The organism is Nocardioides segetis, from assembly GCF_051390595.1.
Lineage (GTDB): Bacteria > Actinomycetota > Actinomycetes > Propionibacteriales > Nocardioidaceae > Nocardioides.
Genome location: NZ_JBNINR010000004.1, coordinates 221,138 through 240,477, shown reverse-complemented (window position 1 = coordinate 240,477; position 19,340 = coordinate 221,138). Strand labels below are relative to the sequence as shown.

15 protein-coding genes are annotated in these 19,340 nt (G+C 72.6%); 10 read left to right on the top strand and 5 right to left on the bottom strand.

Annotation, left to right across the window (positions count from 1 at the left end; translation table 11 throughout):
- Positions 1–24: 24 nt before the first annotated feature.
- A complete protein-coding gene (locus ACPZVR_RS09575) occupies positions 25–2,529 on the bottom strand; it encodes a glycosyltransferase (RefSeq protein ID WP_436699346.1) in 2,505 nt (834 codons plus the stop codon).
- Between the two features lie 92 nt (positions 2,530–2,621).
- Here ACPZVR_RS09575 and ACPZVR_RS09570 point away from each other — a divergent pair, with 92 nt between their 5' ends.
- Positions 2,622–3,224, top strand: coding sequence for a class I SAM-dependent methyltransferase (locus ACPZVR_RS09570; protein ID WP_436699345.1), 603 nt, complete (start codon positions 2,622–2,624; stop codon positions 3,222–3,224).
- Between the two features lie 21 nt (positions 3,225–3,245).
- Here ACPZVR_RS09570 and manA read toward each other — a convergent pair whose 3' ends face one another.
- Positions 3,246–4,424 (bottom strand): mannose-6-phosphate isomerase, class I, encoded by a 1,179-nt coding sequence (gene manA, locus ACPZVR_RS09565; protein WP_436699344.1) that lies wholly within the window; start codon positions 4,422–4,424, stop codon positions 3,246–3,248.
- Positions 4,425–4,579: 155 nt separating this feature from the next.
- Here manA and ACPZVR_RS09560 point away from each other — a divergent pair, with 155 nt between their 5' ends.
- From ACPZVR_RS09560 to proB, 6 genes are all read left to right on the top strand, one after another.
- Positions 4,580–5,299: a TIGR03936 family radical SAM-associated protein gene (locus ACPZVR_RS09560; RefSeq protein WP_436699343.1), complete on the top strand. Its 720-nt coding sequence runs from the start codon at positions 4,580–4,582 to the stop codon at positions 5,297–5,299.
- A 362-nt stretch (positions 5,300–5,661) separates the two neighbouring features.
- Entirely contained in the window at positions 5,662–8,718 is a 3,057-nt protein-coding gene (locus ACPZVR_RS09555) for an Rne/Rng family ribonuclease (protein WP_436699342.1), read from the top strand.
- 188 nt (positions 8,719–8,906) lie between these two features.
- Entirely contained in the window at positions 8,907–9,209 is a 303-nt protein-coding gene (rplU, locus tag ACPZVR_RS09550; RefSeq protein WP_179724571.1) for a 50S ribosomal protein L21, read from the top strand.
- Between the two features lie 37 nt (positions 9,210–9,246).
- Positions 9,247–9,501 carry a 50S ribosomal protein L27 gene (gene rpmA, locus ACPZVR_RS09545; protein ID WP_204838959.1) on the top strand — a complete coding sequence of 85 codons (255 nt, stop codon included), beginning with the start codon at positions 9,247–9,249 and terminating at the stop codon, positions 9,499–9,501.
- Between the two features lie 105 nt (positions 9,502–9,606).
- Positions 9,607–11,166, top strand: a complete 1,560-nt coding sequence (obgE, locus tag ACPZVR_RS09540) for a GTPase ObgE (RefSeq protein ID WP_436699341.1) — start codon at positions 9,607–9,609, stop codon at positions 11,164–11,166.
- On the top strand, positions 11,159–12,274 hold the full coding sequence (proB, locus tag ACPZVR_RS09535) for a glutamate 5-kinase (protein ID WP_436699340.1): 1,116 nt from the start codon (positions 11,159–11,161) through the stop codon (positions 12,272–12,274). Before obgE ends, proB begins: the two co-directional genes overlap by 8 nt.
- Positions 12,275–12,363: 89 nt before the next feature.
- On the opposite strand, the gene ACPZVR_RS09530 is transcribed toward proB, so the two are convergent.
- A complete protein-coding gene (locus ACPZVR_RS09530; RefSeq protein ID WP_436699339.1) occupies positions 12,364–13,485 on the bottom strand; it encodes an FAD-dependent monooxygenase in 1,122 nt (373 codons plus the stop codon).
- A gap of 152 nt (positions 13,486–13,637) precedes the next feature.
- Between ACPZVR_RS09530 and ACPZVR_RS09525 the strand changes: the two genes are divergently transcribed.
- From ACPZVR_RS09525 to ACPZVR_RS09515, 3 genes are read left to right on the top strand one after another with little or no spacing between them, the layout of a single operon-like run.
- A complete protein-coding gene (locus tag ACPZVR_RS09525; RefSeq protein ID WP_436699338.1) occupies positions 13,638–14,813 on the top strand; it encodes a cysteine desulfurase family protein in 1,176 nt (391 codons plus the stop codon).
- A gap of 20 nt (positions 14,814–14,833) precedes the next feature.
- Positions 14,834–15,952, top strand: a complete 1,119-nt coding sequence (mnmA, locus tag ACPZVR_RS09520; RefSeq protein ID WP_436699337.1) for a tRNA 2-thiouridine(34) synthase MnmA — start codon at positions 14,834–14,836, stop codon at positions 15,950–15,952.
- A complete protein-coding gene (locus tag ACPZVR_RS09515; protein WP_436699336.1) occupies positions 15,949–16,959 on the top strand; it encodes a uroporphyrinogen decarboxylase/cobalamine-independent methonine synthase family protein in 1,011 nt (336 codons plus the stop codon). The genes mnmA and ACPZVR_RS09515 overlap by 4 nt, the downstream gene beginning before the upstream one ends.
- Positions 16,960–17,073: 114 nt before the next feature.
- Here the strand turns inward: ACPZVR_RS09515 and ACPZVR_RS09510 are convergent, their stop codons facing one another.
- Positions 17,074–18,621 (bottom strand): MFS transporter, encoded by a 1,548-nt coding sequence (locus ACPZVR_RS09510; protein ID WP_436699335.1) that lies wholly within the window; start codon positions 18,619–18,621, stop codon positions 17,074–17,076.
- A gap of 51 nt (positions 18,622–18,672) precedes the next feature.
- The gene (locus ACPZVR_RS09505) at positions 18,673–19,278 is read right to left on the bottom strand and encodes a TetR/AcrR family transcriptional regulator (RefSeq protein WP_436699334.1); all 606 of its coding nucleotides are present in this window, start codon (positions 19,276–19,278) and stop codon (positions 18,673–18,675) included.
- Between the last annotated feature and the right edge of the window lie 62 nt (positions 19,279–19,340).

The following is a 19,340-nucleotide window of genomic DNA, read 5'->3' as shown; positions in this document are numbered from 1 at the left end:
TGCACGGCCCGCAGCGTCTCGGCGTCAGCTCCGCATCATCCCGCGCAGGCGGCGTGCCGCCCGACGACCCACCGCGGCCGGACCGGTCGGGGCGGCGGCCTTGGGAGCAGGCGGCGCAGTGCGGCGCGCGAAGGCATCGGAGGCCCAGATCTCCTCGAGCCGGGCACGGGCCACACGGGCGAGCGCCTCGTTGGAGAACTCCTCGCTGATGGTGCGGGCAGCCGCCTCGCCTCGTTCCTTCGCCTCCCGAGGGTTCTCGCGCACCTGGAGCATGAGCCGGGCTGCCTCGTCGAGGTCGGGCTCGGCCCATCGGGCGGTCGTCGGATAGGGGTCCGCTCCCGAGGGCACGGCCACCTTCGCATACGGGACCAGGTAGGAGTTGTCAGGCCGGGTGAACTCGAGATTCCCCGAGTAGTTCGTCGCGATGACCGGCTTCCCGATGGCCATCATCTCGGCCAAGGTCTGGCCGAACCCCTCTGACCGGTGGAGACTCACGTAGCAGTCGGCTCGGTGCATGAGGTAGTCGAGCTCCGGCCGGCTGAGATAGCGGTCGATCAGCACGATGTCGGGTCGCCCGGCGGCGAGGTAGCGGAGGTGCTCCTGGTCCTGCTGCCGTTTGCTGCCGTTGATCGCCTTGATCACCAGGCGGGCTGCTCCCGGCTGCGGATGCGCCTTCAAGAACGCCTCGACGAGGCCGGCGGGGTTCTTGCGCTGGAAGACGCTGAGGTAGTCGAAGACGAAGAGGTAGGTGAACACATCGTCGGCAGGGACCTCTTCGACGGCGGTGTCACTGAACGCCGGAGCGTGGGCCGGGTGGGGCACCACCTTGACCGGCCGATCGGTGTGCGCGGCGATAGCCGCGCGGTTGAACTCGCTGCACACCCAGATCTCGTCCAGCAGGCGAGCGGACTTCCGCATCCGCTTCGGAAAGTCGTCGAGCTCCCAGAACCACAACCCGATCCGGTAGCGGTTCTTCAGGTAGGCCGATCCGGCGTCCTTGGTGAAGCGCGGCAGTTGGTCGGCGTTGACGCAGACCAGCGCGATGTCGTTGCGCAGTCCGCCCTGAGGTTGGCGGTCCACCCACGGCGCTCCGAGGCGGCTCAGGGTATTGGTGTAGGTGGTCGTGGAGACCGGGAGGCCGGCCAGTTCCAGGCTGGCGACGAACTGCCGCCCGGATTCGCCGAGACCGAGGTCTGCCGTGAGATAGCCCGCGACCTCGACTCCGTGGCGGGGCGTGGTGGCGTCGACCGGCTCCGCCGGACGGCTCAGGAGCAGGCTGGCACGGGGGGTGGCGCTGAGTCGGCGCGCCGCGTCGAGCCGACCCTGCGCGATCCTGCCCTTGGCGACGCCGAAGACTTCGACCCACTCGAGAAAGTCGGTGATGCGACCGGACCGCACCTCGGGGTACGCCTTGCGTAGATCCACCCGACTCAGGTAGAGCTCCTCCAAGTACCGGGTCAGCCACGGGAAGCGCCCCTCTGCGGAGGGGGAGTCGAGCCACTCCTCCAGGGGCAGGCCAGTCTCCTGGCCCAGGCGCAGGTCGCTCCTCTCGCCGTTGTCGATCGCCAGCAGCTCTGCGCGCACCAGCTTCTTGGACAGCGGATCGAGTTCGACGCCGTCGAGCGTGGTGAAGGGAAGGGTGAAGTCGGCCTGGCGCTGGACGAACCCGTGCTGCTTGAGCCTCTCACCGTAGTCGTCGCACAGTTCGCGCAGCAGCGGATGCTCGCTGAGCTTGAGCCGCGGCTCGGGTCCTTGGTGCTTGCTCAGCAGATATGGCTTCTGGGGCGAGTATCCCGAGTAGTGGATGAAGGTCGGTGGCCGTCCCGAGATGAGGATCCGGCCGTCGGGGCCGCGCGTCAGGGGACGCGTGGCGAGGTTCCAGTACGCCGCGTTCCAGGACGGATCCTTCACGATGACGTGGTCGAACAGACCCGGAACGAGGTCGATGAACCGCTGGTCGGTGAAGAACCCGTTGGCGACGTCGACCACGGCGTCGGACCGGAGGCGAGTCCGCCACCAGTCGAGCATCGCGCGGCCGTCGTGCGTGTTGCCGACGCCGACGAAGCCGAGGTTGTACGTGCCCGACAGCATGATCGCCTGCTCGCTCGGTGCGCCGCCATCGCGTGGCATCGGCTCGGTGAGGTGAGGGGTGAGGACCACGGAGTGTTCCCTGGCCAGTGCCGGCAACTCGTCGATCGGGCGCTCGATCGAGATGTCCGGGTCGAAGTACACGGCGTGGTCATAGCCGCGGTCGAGGAGCGACATCAACGTCCAGGGCTTGACGGCGGTTGCCAGCTCGATGAGCTCATAGATCGCCGCCATCCGGCTCAGATCAGCGGGGGCGAGGCCGATCTCGTCGAGCATCAGGATGTCGGCTCCGTCCATCGACGGCCGCTCGGATGCGGCGTCGTCGATGAGCACGACGTCGAACGTCCCGTCGGGATGGTGCTGCCGGAAGGAATCGACCAGGACCTGCGCCTGGGCGAGGTAGTTGCGTGCGACGATCGTGCACGCGTGCATTACCGTCATGCATCCGTCCCGGGAGAGTTGTTGGTCTTCGTTCGATGCTCCGTCTGCACGCGCATGATCATACGGTGAGCGTCGCGACTACCATCCCGGGTATGCGGGACACCACTGAAGCCGACTACACGGCGCGACTCCGGGCGAAGCAGGATGTCTGGTGGAAGCGTGCGTTGCACGTTCAGGCGCCCTATCAATGGAACATCCGACGGCAGGGCCTGGGGCGGACGCTCGAGATCGGATGCGGTATCGGCCGCAATCTGGCGACTCTCGCCGCGGGATCCGTCGGGGTGGACCACAACGTGGAGTCGATCGAAGAGGCGCGTTCGCGCGGCTATGCGGCGCTCACCGTCGAGGAATGGGAGCGTTCCGAGCTCCGTGTCCCGAACGCGTTCGACGGATTCCTGATCGCCCATGTCATCGAGCACATGGACGGCGATCAGGCGCGGACGATGATGAAGGACTACCTCCCCTACCTGCGGCCCGGCGGGCGTGTCCTCTTCATCTGCCCGCAGGAGCGTGGCTATGACAGCGATCCCACTCACGTGGAGTTCGTGGACGGCGAGGCGCTCTGCTCGCTCGCGGTCGATGTGGGCCTCGTCCCGCAGAAGTCCTTCAGCTTCCCCTTCCCGCGGTTCACCGGCAAGGCGTTCATCTACAACGAGTTCTGCGTCGTCGCGACGAAGCCTGTCCACTCCGTCTGAGCCGAGGCCTCCACGAGCCGCTCAGAGCAGGTCGTCGAGGCGGCCCGCCGCGCCGGACGGCACATAGGCCTGGGCGATCTCGCCGGTGCCGACGATGCGGAGCTCGCCGTCGCCGTCGTCGGCGTAGGCGGCGTCGCCGCGGCGCAGATGCAGCATCTCGTCGCGCGCGTTGAGGACGGCGACCTCGCCGCCGGTGCACACGAGGAGGCGCGGCCCGCGGTGGGGGAGCACGGCCCCGGCGGGGTCGGCCTGGGAGCTCTGGGTCACCGAGAGTGCGAACTCGCGGGTGGGGCTGAACACGTCGGTCGACGTACCGAAGAGCTGAGGGGTGACCCGGGCGACCCGCGACATCCCCTCCTCCAGACATGAGACCAGGCCGGCGGGGTCGACGTGCTTCGAGGTCAGGCCGGCGCGCAGCACGTTGTCGGAGGACACCATGACCTCCAGGCACATGCCGCTGAGGTGAGCATGGATGATCCCGGTGCCGAGGTACGCCGCCTCGCCGGGCTGCAGCGTCAGGCGGTTCAACAGCAGGGACACGATCACGCCGACATCGCCGGGGTGGTGGGCCTCGATCTCGACCGCCGTCGCGTAGGCCCGCTTGATGTCGATGCCCTCGGCCAGCGCCTCGCGGCACTGGTCCACGATCTCGGCGACCGCGTCCGGGGGCGGCGGTGCGGCGAGCAGGCCCTCCACCAGTCGGACGATGCCGGCGAACCCGGGGTTGTCGCGCAGCTGCTTGGTCAACGCCTTCGCGGTGGGGTGCCCCAGCGGCATCAGGACCCGCAGGATCTCCGCCGTCGGGCGGAATCCGACGAGCGTGTCGAAGGTCGACAGCGCGTAGACCATCTCGGGCTTGGGGTAGGGGTCCTTGAAGACGCGGGTCGGGGAGCCCATCGGGATCCCACGCGCCTCCTCGGCGGCGAAGCCGGCACGCGCCTGGGCGGCGTTCGGGTGTGCCTGGATCGACAGGGGCCGGCTCGCGGCGAGGACCTTGAGCATGAAGTCCAGCTCGCCGGCCGCGTCCGTGAGGGGGCGCCGTTCGCCCCGTTCGTCGACGAACTGCGCCGTACCGAGCGGGTGCGTGCCGACCCAGACCTCGGCGACCGGGTCGCCGTTCGGTTGCCGCCGCTGGAAGCCCGGGATGGCCTCGGCGGATCCCCAGTCGTAGGACTGGGTCGGGCAATCGAGCGTGAGCAAGGAGACCTCCGAGGGAGCCGGTCGGTTGCGGGGGACGATGCGAGATTAGGGCACCCGGCGCGCTGGGCGTCGGCGATCGTGGGCAGGCGGGGGACTGCGAGGCGGCCCGGGTGCCGGCTGAGCGCTCCGGCGGGTGGACTCGATAGCCTCCCCGAGTGAGTCGTCAGCAGCCCGAACAGCAGGCACCGCCGGTCCAGCGGATCCGGATCCGGTACGCCAAACGCGGGCGGCTGCGCTTCACCAGCCACCGCGACGTCAGCCGGGCCATCGAGCGCGCCGTCGTGCGGGCCGCCATCCCGATGGCCTACTCCTCGGGCTTCCACCCTCACCCCCGGATCTCCTATGCCGGCGCCTCGCCGACGGGGGCGGCCAGCGAGTCGGAGTACGTCGAGCTCGGGCTGGCCGAGGTGCGGGAGCCCGCGGCCGTGGGAGCGGCGCTCGACGCCGTCCTTCCCGACGGGCTGGACGTGGTGACGGTCGTCGACGCCGCGGAGAGCGCCGCCGGGTCGCTGTCCGACCTGTTGACGGCCAGCCACTGGGTGATCGACCTGGGCGAGATGCCCGACGGTCGAGCGGCGGAGGCGGTGGCGCGCTTCCTGGCGACCGACTCGGTCACCGTGGAGCGGATGACGAAGAAGGGCCTGCGGTCCTTCGACTGCCGGGCGGCGGTGGTGCGGCTCGCCGTGACGGCGGACGGCGACCTGGACCTGCTCCTGGAGCACACGGTGCCCGCCGTCCGCCCCGACGACGTGCTGAGCGGGCTGCGCGAGGCCAGCGGCATGGAGGTGCCGGCGACCGGCCTGCTCACCCGGGTCGCCCAGGGTGTCCTGGAGCGTGAGACCGCCACGATCGGCGACCCGCTCGCGCCGCGCTGAAACGGGTGAGCGACCCGCTCGGCGCCCGGAGCGGCGACCCGCGGGCGACGCTGGGATGACGGCCCCGTGACGGCCGTGTGCGATACTCGCCACAGATCTACCCCCGCGCGCGTTCCACGGAGCAGCGTGCGGTGAGATCGACGACGTTCTCGCCGGACGGCAGGTGACTGACCGCCCGGCACGGTGGAGACGGACCACCGCCCGACGCGACGCGCACAGCGACCGCGGCAGGCGAGGGGCCCCGCCTCCGGCGACGCAAGGCCGCGGAGGGTGTCGTCCCACGAAGGCTTGTGGCGCCGCCTCGCGCGTGCGCCGATGACACCCCGGGTGCGTGAGAACGACCCGGGTGGAGGAGTAGCGCAATGACCGACGCGCCCACCGACGCCCCGACGGAGCAGCCCGCCGAGACACCGGCCGCCGCCGAGACCCCCGCCGGATCGACGTCGAAGACGGCCGACGCGACCGAGAAGCCGGCCGCGAAGAAGACCGCGGCGAAGAAGACCGCCGCGAAGAAGACGGCGGCCAAGAAGACCGCCGCGAAGAAGACGGCGGCCAAGAAGACCGCCGCGAAGAAGACGACGGCCAAGAAGACCGCCGCGAAGAGGACCACCGCGAAGGCGAAGGCCGAGGCGGCCCCGACGTCCGAGCAGCTCGAGCTCACCCCGGAGCTGGGAGCCGAGCCGGTTCCCGCCGACGCGGCCGCGCCCGCCCCCGACACCACGCCCGAGGTCGCCGTCGACGAGAGCGCCCCGAGCACCGCGTCCTCCGCCGCCGTGCTGTTCCAGGCGCCGGTCGCGCCGGCCCCCGCGGAGGCGCCGGAGGAGGCGGAGGAGGAGCCCGCCGCCGACGAGGAGGCCGAGGACGCGGAGTCGGTGGACGAGGCTCCCGCGACCGAGACGCCCGCTGCGGAGGCCGAGGCGTCCGCCGACGCCGACGCCGACGCCGACGCCGACGCCGTCGCCGACACCGGATCCGGGGCAGGAGCGGACGCGGCCACGTCCGCCACCGCCGGGGGCGAGGACGGTGAGGACAACGGCGAGGACAACGGCGACGAGGACGGCGAGGAGTCCGGCTCCGGCTCGGGCAACGCCCGCCGCCGCCGGCGTCGCGGTGGTCGTCGCCGCCGCAAGCCGGCGTCCGGTGGCGAGGGAGACGACGCCGACGGCACCGAGTCCTCCGACGACACGGCCGCCGAGTCCTCCGGCGCCACCGAGGGCGAGGCGGCGACCGCCGAGAACGACGACACGGAGGACGCCGAGGGCACGACGGGCTCCGGCGGGTCCTCGTCGTCGCGCCGGCGCCGCCGGCGCCGGCGCTCCGGAGAGGGCGGCGAGGGAGAGGGCGACGATCCCGAGAACACCGTGACGCGGGTGCGCAAGCCCCGTTCGTCCGAGGACGAGATCACGTCCATCTCCGGATCGACCCGGCTGGAGGCCAAGAAGCAGCGCCGCCGCGAGGGTCGCGAGGCCGGTCGCCGCCGGGCGCCGATCGTGAGCGAGGCGGAGTTCCTGGCCCGCCGCGAGTCGGTCGAGCGGGTGATGGCGGTGCGCCAGCGCAAGGACCTCACCCAGATCGCGGTGCTCGAGGACAAGGTCCTCGTCGAGCACTACGTCGCCCGCGAGTCGCAGACCTCGCTCATCGGCAACGTCTACCTCGGTCGCGTGCAGAACGTCCTGCCCTCCATGGAGGCGGCGTTCATCGACATCGGCAAGGGCCGCAACGCCGTGCTGTACGCCGGCGAGGTCAACTGGAGCGCCCTGGGCCACAAGGACGGCGAGCCCCGCAAGATCGAGTCGGTCCTCCAGTCGGGGCAGACCGTCCTCGTGCAGGTCACCAAGGACCCGATCGGCCACAAGGGCGCCCGGCTCACCAGCCAGGTCAGCCTCGCCGGCCGCTTCCTGGTCTACGTGCCCGACGGGACGACGTCCGGCATCTCCCGCAAGCTGCCCGACACCGAGCGTGCGCGGCTCAAGTCCCTGCTCAAGGAGATCGTCCCCGACACCGCCGGCGTGATCGTGCGCACCGCGGCCGAGGGCGCCTCCGAGGAGGAGCTGACCCGCGACGTCGAGCGGCTCAAGGCCCGCTGGGAGGACATCGAGGCGAAGGTCGGCAAGGGCAACGCGCCGCAGCTCCTCTACGGCGAGCCGGACCTCACCCTCAAGGTGGTCCGCGACCTGTTCACCGAGGACTTCGCGAAGCTGGTCGTCCAGGGCGACGACGCCTGGGCGATGGTCAAGGAGTACGTCGAGCACGTCGCCCCCGATCTCGCCGAGCGCCTCGAGCACCACGAGTCGGGCGACGGCGTCGCGGACCTGTTCGCGACGTACCGCATCGACGAGCAGATCGCGAAGGGCCTCGACCGCAAGGTCTGGCTCCCGTCGGGCGGCTCGCTGATCATCGACCGCACCGAGGCCATGACGGTCGTCGACGTCAACACGGGCAAGTTCACCGGCTCCGGCGGCAACCTCGAGGAGACGGTCACGAAGAACAACCTCGAGGCCGCCGAGGAGATCGTCCGCCAGCTCCGGCTGCGCGACATCGGTGGCATCATCGTGGTCGACTTCATCGACATGGTGCTCGAGTCCAACCGGGACCTCGTCCTGCGCCGCCTCGTCGAGTGCCTCGGTCGTGACCGGACCCGGCACCAGGTGGCCGAGGTCACCTCGCTGGGCCTGGTCCAGATGACCCGCAAGCGGATCGGCACCGGCCTGCTGGAGGCCTTCAGCGAGACCTGCACCCACTGCCAGGGCCGCGGGCTCCTCGTCCACGACCTCCCCGTCGAGCCCAAGCGCGGTGGCGGTGAGCAGGAGGAGTCGCGCCGCGGCAGCCGCCGTCGCAAGGGCAAGGGCGGCAACCAGGCCGAGGCCGCCGAGGCGCCGAAGGCGGTGCCGTCGCCGAAGGACATCGCCGCGATGGCGAAGCCGGCCGGCGACGAGCACGCGGAGGGCGAGCCGCCCGTCGAGCCCGCCGAAGAGGCCGTGGAGCCCGTGGCGGCCGAGCGGCCGGCCGCGTCCGCGCGTGCTTCGGAGCCCACCCCCGAGCCGGAGCCGACGCCCGAGCCGGAGCCGACGCCCGAGCCGGAGCCGACGCCCGAGCCGGAGCCGACGCCCGAGCCGGAGCCGACGCCCGAGCCGACGCCCGAGCCGACGCCCGAGCCCGAGCCGACGCCCGAGCCGACGCCCGAGCCGACGCCCGAGCCGGAGCCGACGCCCGTGGCCACCACGACGGTGGTGACCCGGACCCGGCGACGTGCGGCCACCCGGCCCGCGGGCCCGCCGGTGGACGCGTCCCCGGAGCCGGCTGCCGAGCCCGGCGCGGCCGAGCCGGGCGGGGCCGCGGCCGAGTCGGCCGAGCCGGCGGAGGAGCCGCACGTCGAGCACGTCCCGATCAAGCGCAAGGGTGGCTCGCGCAAGCGCTAGCCAGCACCCGGAGCGGCCGGGTCGGCACCCGTGATTTTGGCGGAACCGGCCCGGCTGCGTAACATTGTTCGTCGGTGCGCCGCCGAGGCGTTCCGTTCTGCTGGCACCCGGCATCGCGCGACGTAGCTCGCGACGTGGGATCCGCAGTGTGCCGTAGACCCAGACGTTGAACCAGAAGGAGCCCGGTGGTGTACGCGATCGTGCGCGCAGGCGCGAAGCAGGAGAAGGTCGCTGTCGGCGACGTCATCGAGATCGACAAGGTCTCCACGCCCGTCGGCGACACCCTGACCCTGCCGGTCGTGCTCGCCGTCGACGGCGACAAGGTGACGGCCACCGGCCTCGACAAGGCGGCCGTGACGGTCGAGGTCCTCGGCGCCGCCAAGGGCCCGAAGATCGTCATCCAGAAGTACAAGAACAAGACCGGCTACAAGAAGCGCCAGGGTCACCGCCAGAAGTACACCCAGGTCAAGGTCACCGACATCAAGCTCTGAGTCCCACCGGGCTCGACACACTCCGAAGGACTGAAACATGGCACACAAGAAGGGCGCGGCGTCCACCAAGAACGGCCGCGACTCCAACGCCCAGCGCCTCGGCGTGAAGCGCTTCGGCGGCCAGCTCGTCAACGCCGGCGAGATCATCGTCCGCCAGCGCGGCACCCACTTCCACCCGGGCTCCGGCGTGGGCCGTGGCGGCGACGACACGCTGTTCGCGCTGATCCCCGGTGCGGTCGAGTTCGGCCGCAAGCGCGGCCGCAAGGTCGTCAACATCGTCCCGGGTGAGTGAGCGACGCTCACTGTTTCATCGGGTCGAGTGACTTGACCTGAGGCTTCGAAGGGCGTCCCGTTCCGGGACGCCCTTCGCCCATTTCTACCGAAAGACTGAACCCACATGGCCGTGCCCACCTTCGTCGACCGCGTCGTCCTCTCCGTGTCCGCGGGTCGCGGGGGCAACGGCGTCGCGTCGGTGCACCGCGAGAAGTTCAAGCCGCTCGGCGGCCCCGACGGCGGCAACGGCGGCCCGGGCGGCTCGGTCATCCTGCGGGTCGACCCCGACGTGACGACCCTGCTCGACTACCACCACAGCCCGCGCCGCAGGGCCGAGCACGGGGGCCACGGCGCCGGCGACCGGCGCAACGGCTCCCACGGCGCCGACCTGGTGCTCCCCGTGCCGGCCGGCACCGTCGTCAAGCACCGCAACGGCGAGGTCATCGCCGACCTCGTCACCGCCGGTGCCGAGCTGGTCGTCGCCCAGGGCGGACGCGGGGGGCTGGGCAACGCCGCGCTGGCCTCGAAGTCGCGCAAGGCGCCCGGCTTCGCGCTGCTCGGAGAGCCGGGCGACGAGCTCGAGGTGGTGCTCGAGCTCAAGGTGGTCGCCGACGTCGGCCTGGTCGGCTATCCCAGCGCCGGCAAGTCGAGCCTGATCGCCGCGATCTCGCGGGCGCGGCCCAAGATCGCCGACTATCCGTTCACCACGCTCGTCCCCAACCTCGGCGTGGTCACCGCCGGCGAGACGGTGTTCACCGTCGCCGACGTCCCCGGCCTGATCGAGGGTGCCGCGGAGGGACGCGGCCTGGGCCACGACTTCCTGCGACACATCGAGCGCTGCGCGGCGATCGTGCACGTCCTCGACACCGCGACCCTCGAGCCCGGCCGCAACCCGGTCGACGACCTCGACGTGATCGAGGACGAGCTGGGGCGGTACGGCGGCCTGGAGGATCGTCCGCGCCTGGTGGCGCTCAACAAGGTCGACGTGCCCGACGGCCGCGGCATCGCGGAGCTCGTCGTCGAGGAGCTCCGCGAGCGGGGCCTGCGCGTCTTCGAGCTCTCGGCCGTGTCCGGCGAGGGCACCCGTGAGCTGATCTACGCCATGGCCGAGATCGTGGCTCAGGCGCGACGGGAGAAGGCCTCCGAGATCCCGGCGCGGATCGTGGTGCGACCCAAGGCCGTCGACGACGACGGCTTCACGGTCAAGCGCACGGGAGCCGGGTGGCGGGTCCGTGGCGCCAAGCCGGAGCGCTGGGTGCGCCAGACCGACTTCAGCAACGACGAGGCCGTCGGCTATCTCGCCGACCGGCTCGACCGACTGGGCGTCGAGGCCAAGCTCCTCGAGCTGGGCGCCGAGGAGGGCGATGCCGTCCTCATCGGGCCCACCGACGACTCGGTCGTCTTCGACTTCCGTCCGGGCATCGACGCCGGCGCCGAGAACCTGTCGCGCCGTGGCGAGGACGACCGGTTCCACGAGCAGCGTCCCGCCGCCGCGCGCCGCCGCGAGATCCAGGAGCAGCTGGGCGACCGGGCCGAGGGCGAGACCCGGGCCGACGTCGCGCGCCGCATCGACCAGCCCGACGTCTACGGCCCGAGCTCCTACGAGATCGGCTCCGAGCAGGACCCGGACCTCAAGGCGGCGACGGTCGACGACGACTGGCTCGAGGACGATCCCGGTGAGTGACCGCGCGGCCGTGACCACGGCCCGCCGGATCGTGGTCAAGGTCGGCTCGTCCTCGCTGACCACCGCGTCCGGAGGCATCGACCCGGAGCGGATGCGCGACCTGGTCGACGTGCTCGCCGCCGCGCGGGCCCGGGGCGCGGAGGTCGTCTTGGTGTCCTCGGGAGCGATCGCGGCCGGTCTGGCCCCGCTCGGGCTCCGGAAGCGGCCGCGTGGCCTCGCCGCGCAGCAGGCCGCCGCGAGCGTGGGCCAAGGGCTGCTGGTCCACCGCTACACCGAGGAGCTGGCCCGTCACGGGCTGATCGCCGGCCAGGTGCTGCTCACGCTCGACGACGTCACCCGGCGCTCCCACTACCGCAACGCGCACCAGACGTTCGCCCAGCTGCTGGAGCTCGGGGTGCTCCCGATCGTCAACGAGAACGACACGGTCGCGACCACCGAGATCAGGTTCGGCGACAACGACCGGCTCGCCGCGCTCGTAGCGCACCTGGTCCACGCCGACCTGCTGGTGCTGCTCTCCGACGTCGACGGCCTGTACGACGGCCCGCCGTCCCGTCCGGGCGCGCAGCTCATCACCGACGTGCGCGGCTCCGCCGACCTCGAGCACGTCGTCGTCGGCTCGGCGGGCGCGGCGGGCGTCGGCACCGGTGGCATGGTGACGAAGGTCGACGCCGCGGCGATCGCGACCGGCTCCGGCATCGCGGTGGTCCTCACCTCCGCCGACCGGGCGGGCGAGGCGCTCGCGGGGAAGCGGGTCGGGACCCTGTTCCACCCCACGGGCAAGCGCCGCCCGACCCGGCTGCTGTGGCTGCGCCACGCCACCGAGGCCAAGGGTGCGCTGGTCCTCGACGCGGGTGCGGTGCGCGCCGTCGTCGAGCGACGCGCCTCCCTCCTGGCAGCCGGTGTGACCGGGGTCCAGGGCGACTTCGGCGCCGGGGACCCGGTCGACCTGCTCGACCCCGAGGGCGCGGTCGTCGCGCGCGGCCTGGTCAACTTCGATGCCGGCGAGATCCCGACCCTGCTCGGCCGCTCCTCCAAGGAGCTCAAGCGCGAGCTGGGAGCGGCGTACGAGCGCGAGGTCATCCACCGCGACGACCTCGTGATCCTCTGACAGGCTGCTCCCCGCGCGGCGCACCTACCGGAATTGTCGCTGATCGGTCGGATCGGCAGCGAAAACGGTCGTTGAACCGTCGCGCCGATTCAGCTGCGGGACCCGCCGAGAGCGGCGAGGGCGCGCAGCAGGACGGCGTCCGGGACCAGCGCGGACAGGCGGTGCACGGGCGACGGTGCCTCGACCGCCCGGGCGGCGGCCCGGGAGGCCCGCACCACCCATCCCGCCGTACGCCGCCGCCGGGCCTCGAACGCCGCGAACGCCTGCTCCGGGACGGTGCCGGCGGTGAGCAGCGACGCGAGCAGCGCGGCGTCCACGAGCGCCTGGCCGCCGCCCTGGCCCAGGTGGGGGCGCATCGGGTGCGCGGCGTCGCCGATCACGACGACCGGTCCGTCGCGCCAGCGCCGCAGCGGCTCCCGGTCCATGACGTCGTTGCGGCTGACCGCGTCCGGGGCGGTGTCGGCGAGCACACGCGCGACCGGGTCCGGCCAGCCGGCGAACGCCGATGCCAGGTGGGCCAGCTCGTCGCCGGCTGTGCCGCCGGCGGGCTCGCGGACGGTGGCGAACCAGTAGGCGAGGTCCTCGCCGAGCGGCACGACGCCGAACTCCTGGCGTCGGCCCCAGAGCTGGACGGCCTCGAGCCCCGGCGTCCGGGACAGACCACGCCAGGCGGGGTAGCCGGCGTACGTCTCGGTCAGGCCGGGCTGGAGCGTGCGGGCGACCCGCGAGCGGTAGCCGTCCGCGCCGACGAGCGCTCGCGCCGCGAGGGGCCCGGAGGAGGTCGGCACCCGGACGCCGCCGTCGGTGCGCTCGTAGCCCGTGACGGCGGTGCCGAAGGTCACGCCCGCCGGGGCGCTCCGGGCGTGGAGGATCTCGACGAGCAGCCCCCGCCGCAGGGCCAGCGGCGCCTCGCCGAGCACGGTCGCGGTCCGGTCGACGTCGAGGGAGCGCAGCACCCGGCCGGTGTGGCTGCGGATGGTGCCCGCTGCGACGCGATGACCGGCGGCGCGGACCTCCGCGCCCGCGCCGATCCGGTCCAGGGCGGCGAGCGCGGCCGGCCAGAGCGTGATCGTGCCTCCGCTGCTGCCGAGCGCGGGTCGCTCGTCCAGCAGCCGGACGCGGTACGCCGCGCCGCCGTGGGCGAGTCCGGCCGCGAGCGCGAGACCGGCGATCCCGGCGCCCGCGATCACCAGCTCGGGAGGGTCGCTCACGCGGCCACGGTAGCGGCGTGCTGTAACTGTCTGTCCTTGCCTCTACCGGACTGGTAGACGGATCAGGCAGTGGCAAGGACAGGTAGTTACAGCTCCCCCCGGACGTCCCGGATGGGTACGCCGCGCGGCCGGGTCGTAACCTTGGAGACGCCATGAACGACTCCCGGACGGTCTATCTCGACCACGCCGCGACGACGCCGATGACGGACGTCGCGGTCGAGGCGATGACCGCCCACCTGCGCGAGGTCGGCAACGCCAGTTCGCTGCACGCGTCGGGCCGTCGGGCCCGGCGGGTGGTGGAGGAGTCGCGGGAGACGGTCGCGCAGGCGCTGGGCTGCCGCCCCGGCGAGGTGGTCTTCACCTCCGGCGGCACCGAGGCCGACAACCTCGCCGTCAAGGGTCTCTACTGGTCGCGCCGCGACGCCGACCCGGCGCGCACCCGGATCCTCGCGACCGCGGTCGAGCACCATGCCGTGCTCGACGCGCTCGCCTGGCTCGAGGAGCACGAGGGTGCGCAGGTCGAGCTGCTGCCCGTCGACCACGACGGCCGGCTCGACGTCGCGGCGCTGCGGGCCGCGGTCGAGCGCGACCCGGCGTCGGTCGCGCTGATCACGGTCATGTGGGCCAACAACGAGGTGGGCACGCTCCAGCCGGTCGGCGACGTCGTGGCGCTCGCGCGACCGCACGCCATCCCCGTCCACACCGATGCCGTCCAGGCGGTCGGGGCGACGCCCGTCGACTTCGCCGCCTCGGGCGTCGACGCGCTGTCGCTGTCGGGCCACAAGGTCGGCGGCCCCCAGGGCGTCGGAGCCCTGGTCGTGCGGCGCGAGGTCGAGCTGGCCGCGCTCGTGCACGGCGGCGGGCAGGAGCGCGACGTCCGCAGCGGCACCCTCGACGTGCCGGCGATCGCCGGCTTCGCGGCCGCGGTCGAGCTCGCGGTCAAGCAGCAGACCGAGTACGCCGCCCGCCTGGTCGGCCTGCGCGACGAGCTCGTCGCCGCCGTACGACGGGCGGTGCCGGATGCCGTCCTCAACGGCGATCCCGTCGACCGGCTGCCCGGCAACGCCCACCTGAGCTTCCCCGGCTGCGAGGGCGACTCGCTGCTCATGCTGCTCGACGCCCGTGGCATCGAGTGCTCCACCGGGTCGGCCTGCTCGGCCGGGGTGCCGCAGCCCTCCCACGTCCTGCTGGCGATGGGCCGCACCAGCGACGAGGCGCGCAGCTCGCTGCGGTTCAGCCTCGGACACACGAGCACCGCCGCGGACGTGGCGGCCGTCGCCGAGGCGATCGGTGCGTGCGTCGAGCGCGCCCGCGCGGCTCGCGCCTGATCCGGACGAAGGGACTGCCCGTGAAGGTCGTCGCCGCCATGTCCGGGGGAGTGGACTCCGCCGTCGCGGCCGCCCGCGCCGCCGAGGCGGGCCACGAGGTCACCGGCATCCACCTCGCGCTCTCGCGCAACCCGAAGTCGTACCGCACCGGCGCCCGCGGCTGCTGCACCATCGAGGACGCCAACGACGCCCGCCGCGCGGCCGACGTGATCGGCATCCCGTTCTATGTCTGGGACCTCTCCGACCGCTTCCACACCGACGTGGTCGAGGACTTCATGGACACCTACGCGGCGGGGCAGACGCCGAACCCCTGCCTGCGCTGCAACGAGAGGATCAAGTTCGCCGCCGTGCTCGACAGGGCACTGGCGCTCGGCTTCGACGCCGTCGCGACCGGCCACTACGCGACGGTCCGCACGTCCGCGGCCGGCGACGTCGAGCTGCACCGCGCCGTCGACGGCGCGAAGGACCAGTCCTACGTCCTGGGCGTGCTCGACGAGCAGCAGCTGCGCCACTCGCTGTTCCCACTGGGCGACACGCCGAAGCCGCGGGTGCGTGCCGAGGCGGCCGCCCGTGGCCTGCTGGTCGCGGACAAGCCCGACAGCCACGACATCTGCTTCGTCGCCGATGGCGACAACACCGGCTGGCTGCGGGAGAAGCTCGGCGACCGCGCGCCCAACCAGGGCGGTGAGATCGTCGACGACGCGACCGGCGAGGTGCTCGGCGAGCACACCGGGACCTACGGGTTCACCATCGGCCAGCGCAAGGGTCTGCGCCTGGGTCACCCGGCGCCCGACGGGCGGCCCCGCTACGTCCTCGACATCGAGCCCGTCTCCGGCACGGTGACCGTCGGGCCGCGCGAGCGGCTCGCCGTCGACCGGGTGGAGGGTGACCGGCTCCGCTGGTGCGGCCGACCGCTCGCCGAGGGGACCGTCCTCGAGGGCGACGGGGTGACGGTCCAGCTGCGTGCGCACGGTGCCGAGCACCGGGCGGTGGTCCGGGTCGGCGCCGGCGCGCTGCGCGTCGACCTGCTCGAGCACGCCGAGGGCATCGCGCCCGGCCAGGCGGTCGTGGTGTACGACGGCACCCGGGTCGTCGGCTCGGCGACGATCACCGCGACCCGGCGGGTCGAGGCCGGATGACCAGGGGCACCGGCGTCGGTTCCTTCCCCGGCACCGCTCAGCGTGACTACGACGAGGCGCTCGCGATCGTGCTCGGCGAGCTGGCCCCGAGCGCGCACGGACTGGCGTTCGTGCCCGAGGTCCCGGGGCGCGGTGCGACCGCCGGCATGACCGGGCGCACGCTGGGCCTGGTCACCGAGCTCGACGCCGACCTGCAGCCCGACGGCTGGCGGCTCACCGGGACGTCCGGTGCGCCCGCGGTCGACCAGCGCCGCGCCCGCAGCCTGCTGGCCCAGGACCTCGACGCCCTCGAGGAGCGCGCCGCCGGCCATGCGGGCCCGGTGAAGACGCAGGTCGCCGGGCCCTGGACGTTGGCCGCGACGGTCGAACGGCCGCGCGGCGACAAGCTGCTCGCCGATCACGGTGCCCGCCGGGAGCTGGCCCAGGCGCTGGCCGTCGCGGTGACCGACCACGTCGCGGATCTCCGCCGCCGGCTCCCGGGGGCGACCGAGCTGATCGTGCAGCTCGACGAGCCGGCGCTGCCGGCGGTCCTGGCGGGCGGCGTACCGACGGCATCGGGCTTCGGCAAGCACCGCACCGTCCACCCACCGGAGGCCAGCGAGGCGCTGGCGTGGGTGGTGGACGCGGCCTCCGCGGCCGGTGCGACCCCGTGGGTGCACTGCTGCGCTCCCGGCGTGCCGATCGGGCTGCTGCGGGGTGCCGGCGCGCGAGGGGTGATGCTCGACCTCGACCTGCTCGACGCCGAGGGGCACGACGCCGCCGCCGAGGCGCTGGAGGCGGGCGACACCGTCGTGCTGGGCGTCGTTCCGACGTCGGGTCGCCCACCGGCCGACAAGGTGCTGGTCGAGCGCGTGCTGCGGTGGCTCGACCTGCTCGGCCTCGACCCCGAGAAGGTCGGTGGGGGGCTGGCGATCTCGCCCTCCTGCGGCCTGGCCGGCGCGTCGCCGACCGACGCGCGGCGCGCGCTGGAGCTCGCCCGCGCCGTCGCGACGTCCGTGTCCGGCTGACCCGCGGCGCGCCCGGCACCACCGGGGGAGGGGCGCGTGGTCGCGACGCCCAGCTCCCGAGATCAGGAACGGCGGCCGTCCGGTTGGACGACCGCCGTTACTGCGAGGCGGGGATCAGCCGACGTGGACGCCCTCGGGCGCGTCATCGGCGAGCTCGGTGTGCTTGACGTTGAGCAGCAGCCAGATGACGAGGGATGCACCCCAGATCATGAACGCGCCCACGAGGAACGCGTGGGTGGCTCCGTCGGCGAACGCCGCTCCCGCGTTGAGCGGGTCGTTGGGGTTGTCGGCCATCAGCCCGCCGAGCTTCTCGGTCGTGTAGTGCGAGGCGACGGCCGAGAGGGTCGCGAGGCCGAGCGCGCCACCGACCTGCTGCATGGTGTTGAGCACGCCGGAGCCGATGCCGGCGTCCTGGGTGCGCACGCCGTGCACGGCGGTGAGCGTCATCGGCACGAAGGTCAGCCCCATGCCGAGCGACATCAGGACGACGAACGGCGCGATGTCGGTCCAGTAGCTCTCCTGGCCGAACTCCAGGCGCGAGAACATGAACAGCGCGAATCCGGCGAGGATGGTGCCGGTGCCGGCGAGGAAGCGCGGGTCGACCTTGGCGGCGAGCTTCGAGGAGAGCGTGGCGCCGAACACCATGCCGACCGCGAAGGGCAGGAACGCGAACCCGGTCTTGAGCGGTGAGTAGCCCATGATGTTCTGCACGTAGAGCGAGAGGAAGAAGAACATCGCGAACATCGCCGCGGGGGTGACCATCATGGCCACGAACGCGACCGCGCGGGTGCGGCTGGCGAAGATCGACAGCGGCATGAGCGGGTGCTTGATCCGCGTCTCGACGAGCACGAACGCGACCAGCGCGACGACGCCGAGGACCATCGCGGTGAGGGCCAGCGGGTCGCCCCAGCCATAGCTGGTGCCGTGCGGGTTGGCGGCCGTGATCGTGTCGGCGTCGACGTTGCTGGTCCGGGTGATGCCGTAGACCAGGGCCAGCAGGCCGCCGGTGCCGAGCACCGCGCCCGGCAGGTCGAGCGTGCCGGCGTGGTGGTCGGTGTCGGGCAGCAGGCGCGGGGCGAAGTACGCCGCCACGAGGCCGATCGGGACGTTGATCAGGAAGGTCAGGCGCCAGCCCCAGCCGGGGTCGAGGTCGGTCAGCCAGCCGCCGAGCACCAGGCCGATGGCGGCGCCGATGCCGGACATCGCGGCGAAGACCGAGAAGGCGCGGTTGCGCTGGGGGCCGGCGGGGAACGTCGTGGTGATCAGCGCCAGCGCGGTCGGCGAGGCGAGTGCGGCACCGAGGCCCTGGAGGCCCCGCGAGCCGAGCAGCATGGCCTCGTTCTGGGCGATGCCGCCCAGCGCGGAGGCGACGGCGAAGAGCGCGACGCCGGCGATGAACACCCGGCGCCGGCCGTACAGGTCACCGAGCCGGCCGCCGAGCAGCAGCAGTCCGCCGAAGGCGAGCGCGTAGCCGGTGACGACCCAGGACAGGTTCGACGGGTCGATGGCGAGGTCGGTGCCGATGTAGGGCAGCGCGATGTTGGCGATGGTGCTGTCCAGCACCACCATCAGCTGCGCCACGCAGATGAGGACGAGCGCCCAGCCGGCATGCTTCACGGCGGGGGTGACCTGCTCCTTCTCGGGCAGGTCGGAGGCGGTCATTTCGGCCACAAGGGTTCCTTGGGTGTGAGGAGTGAGTGGGTGGTGGAGCGGTCAGCCACGGGTGGCGGCCGGGAGGATGACCTGATCGACGACGCGGGCGATCAGGTCGGTGGTCGGCGGGTCGCCGAGGAGGAAGCCGCGGTGCAGCACGATGCCGGGCAGCGCCGCGGTGAGGATGTCGAGGTCGATGTCGTCACGCAGCTCGCCCCGCTCCCGCGCACGCTGGTAGACCTGACGGCCCACGGCGACCTTCGGCGCGATGAACCGCTCCCGGAACGCCGTGGCGAACTCCGGGTCGCGGCCGATCGCCGTGACGACGCTGCCGAGGAGGGCGGTCTGGTGCTGGTCGGTGAGACCTCCGTGCCCGCAGAACATGGCGAGCAGGTCGCCGCGGAGGCTGCCGGTGTCGGGAGGGACCTCCACCGGTGTCTTCTGCGACATGAGGGCGTCGATGACGAGCGCGGCCTTGCCGTCCCACTTGCGGTACAGCGTGGCCTTCGACGCCTTCGCACGGGTGGCGACGGCGTCCATGGTGAGCCGGTCGTAGCCGACGTCCACCAGCACGTCGAGGGTGGCGTCGAGGATCTCCTGCTCGCGATCTCCCTCGACCCGGGGACGGGTCGGCGCCTCGGGAGAGCTCGGCTTGCGGGGGGACACGGCGGCCTCCGGGTAGATGGTACGGAACGGTTTCGTTTCGTTGATCGATGATACGGAACGGT

Coding starts and splice junctions, on each gene's coding strand:
- ACPZVR_RS09575 (WP_436699346.1), bottom strand. CDS start 2,529: ATGACGGTAATGCACGCGTGCACGATCGTCGCACGCAACTACCTCGCC.
- ACPZVR_RS09570 (WP_436699345.1), top strand. CDS start 2,622: ATGCGGGACACCACTGAAGCCGACTACACGGCGCGACTCCGGGCGAAG.
- ACPZVR_RS09555 (WP_436699342.1), top strand. CDS start 5,662: ATGACCGACGCGCCCACCGACGCCCCGACGGAGCAGCCCGCCGAGACA.
- rpmA (WP_204838959.1), top strand. CDS start 9,247: ATGGCACACAAGAAGGGCGCGGCGTCCACCAAGAACGGCCGCGACTCC.
- obgE (WP_436699341.1), top strand. CDS start 9,607: ATGGCCGTGCCCACCTTCGTCGACCGCGTCGTCCTCTCCGTGTCCGCG.
- ACPZVR_RS09525 (WP_436699338.1), top strand. CDS start 13,638: ATGAACGACTCCCGGACGGTCTATCTCGACCACGCCGCGACGACGCCG.
- ACPZVR_RS09515 (WP_436699336.1), top strand. CDS start 15,949: ATGACCAGGGGCACCGGCGTCGGTTCCTTCCCCGGCACCGCTCAGCGT.
- ACPZVR_RS09510 (WP_436699335.1), bottom strand. CDS start 18,621: ATGACCGCCTCCGACCTGCCCGAGAAGGAGCAGGTCACCCCCGCCGTG.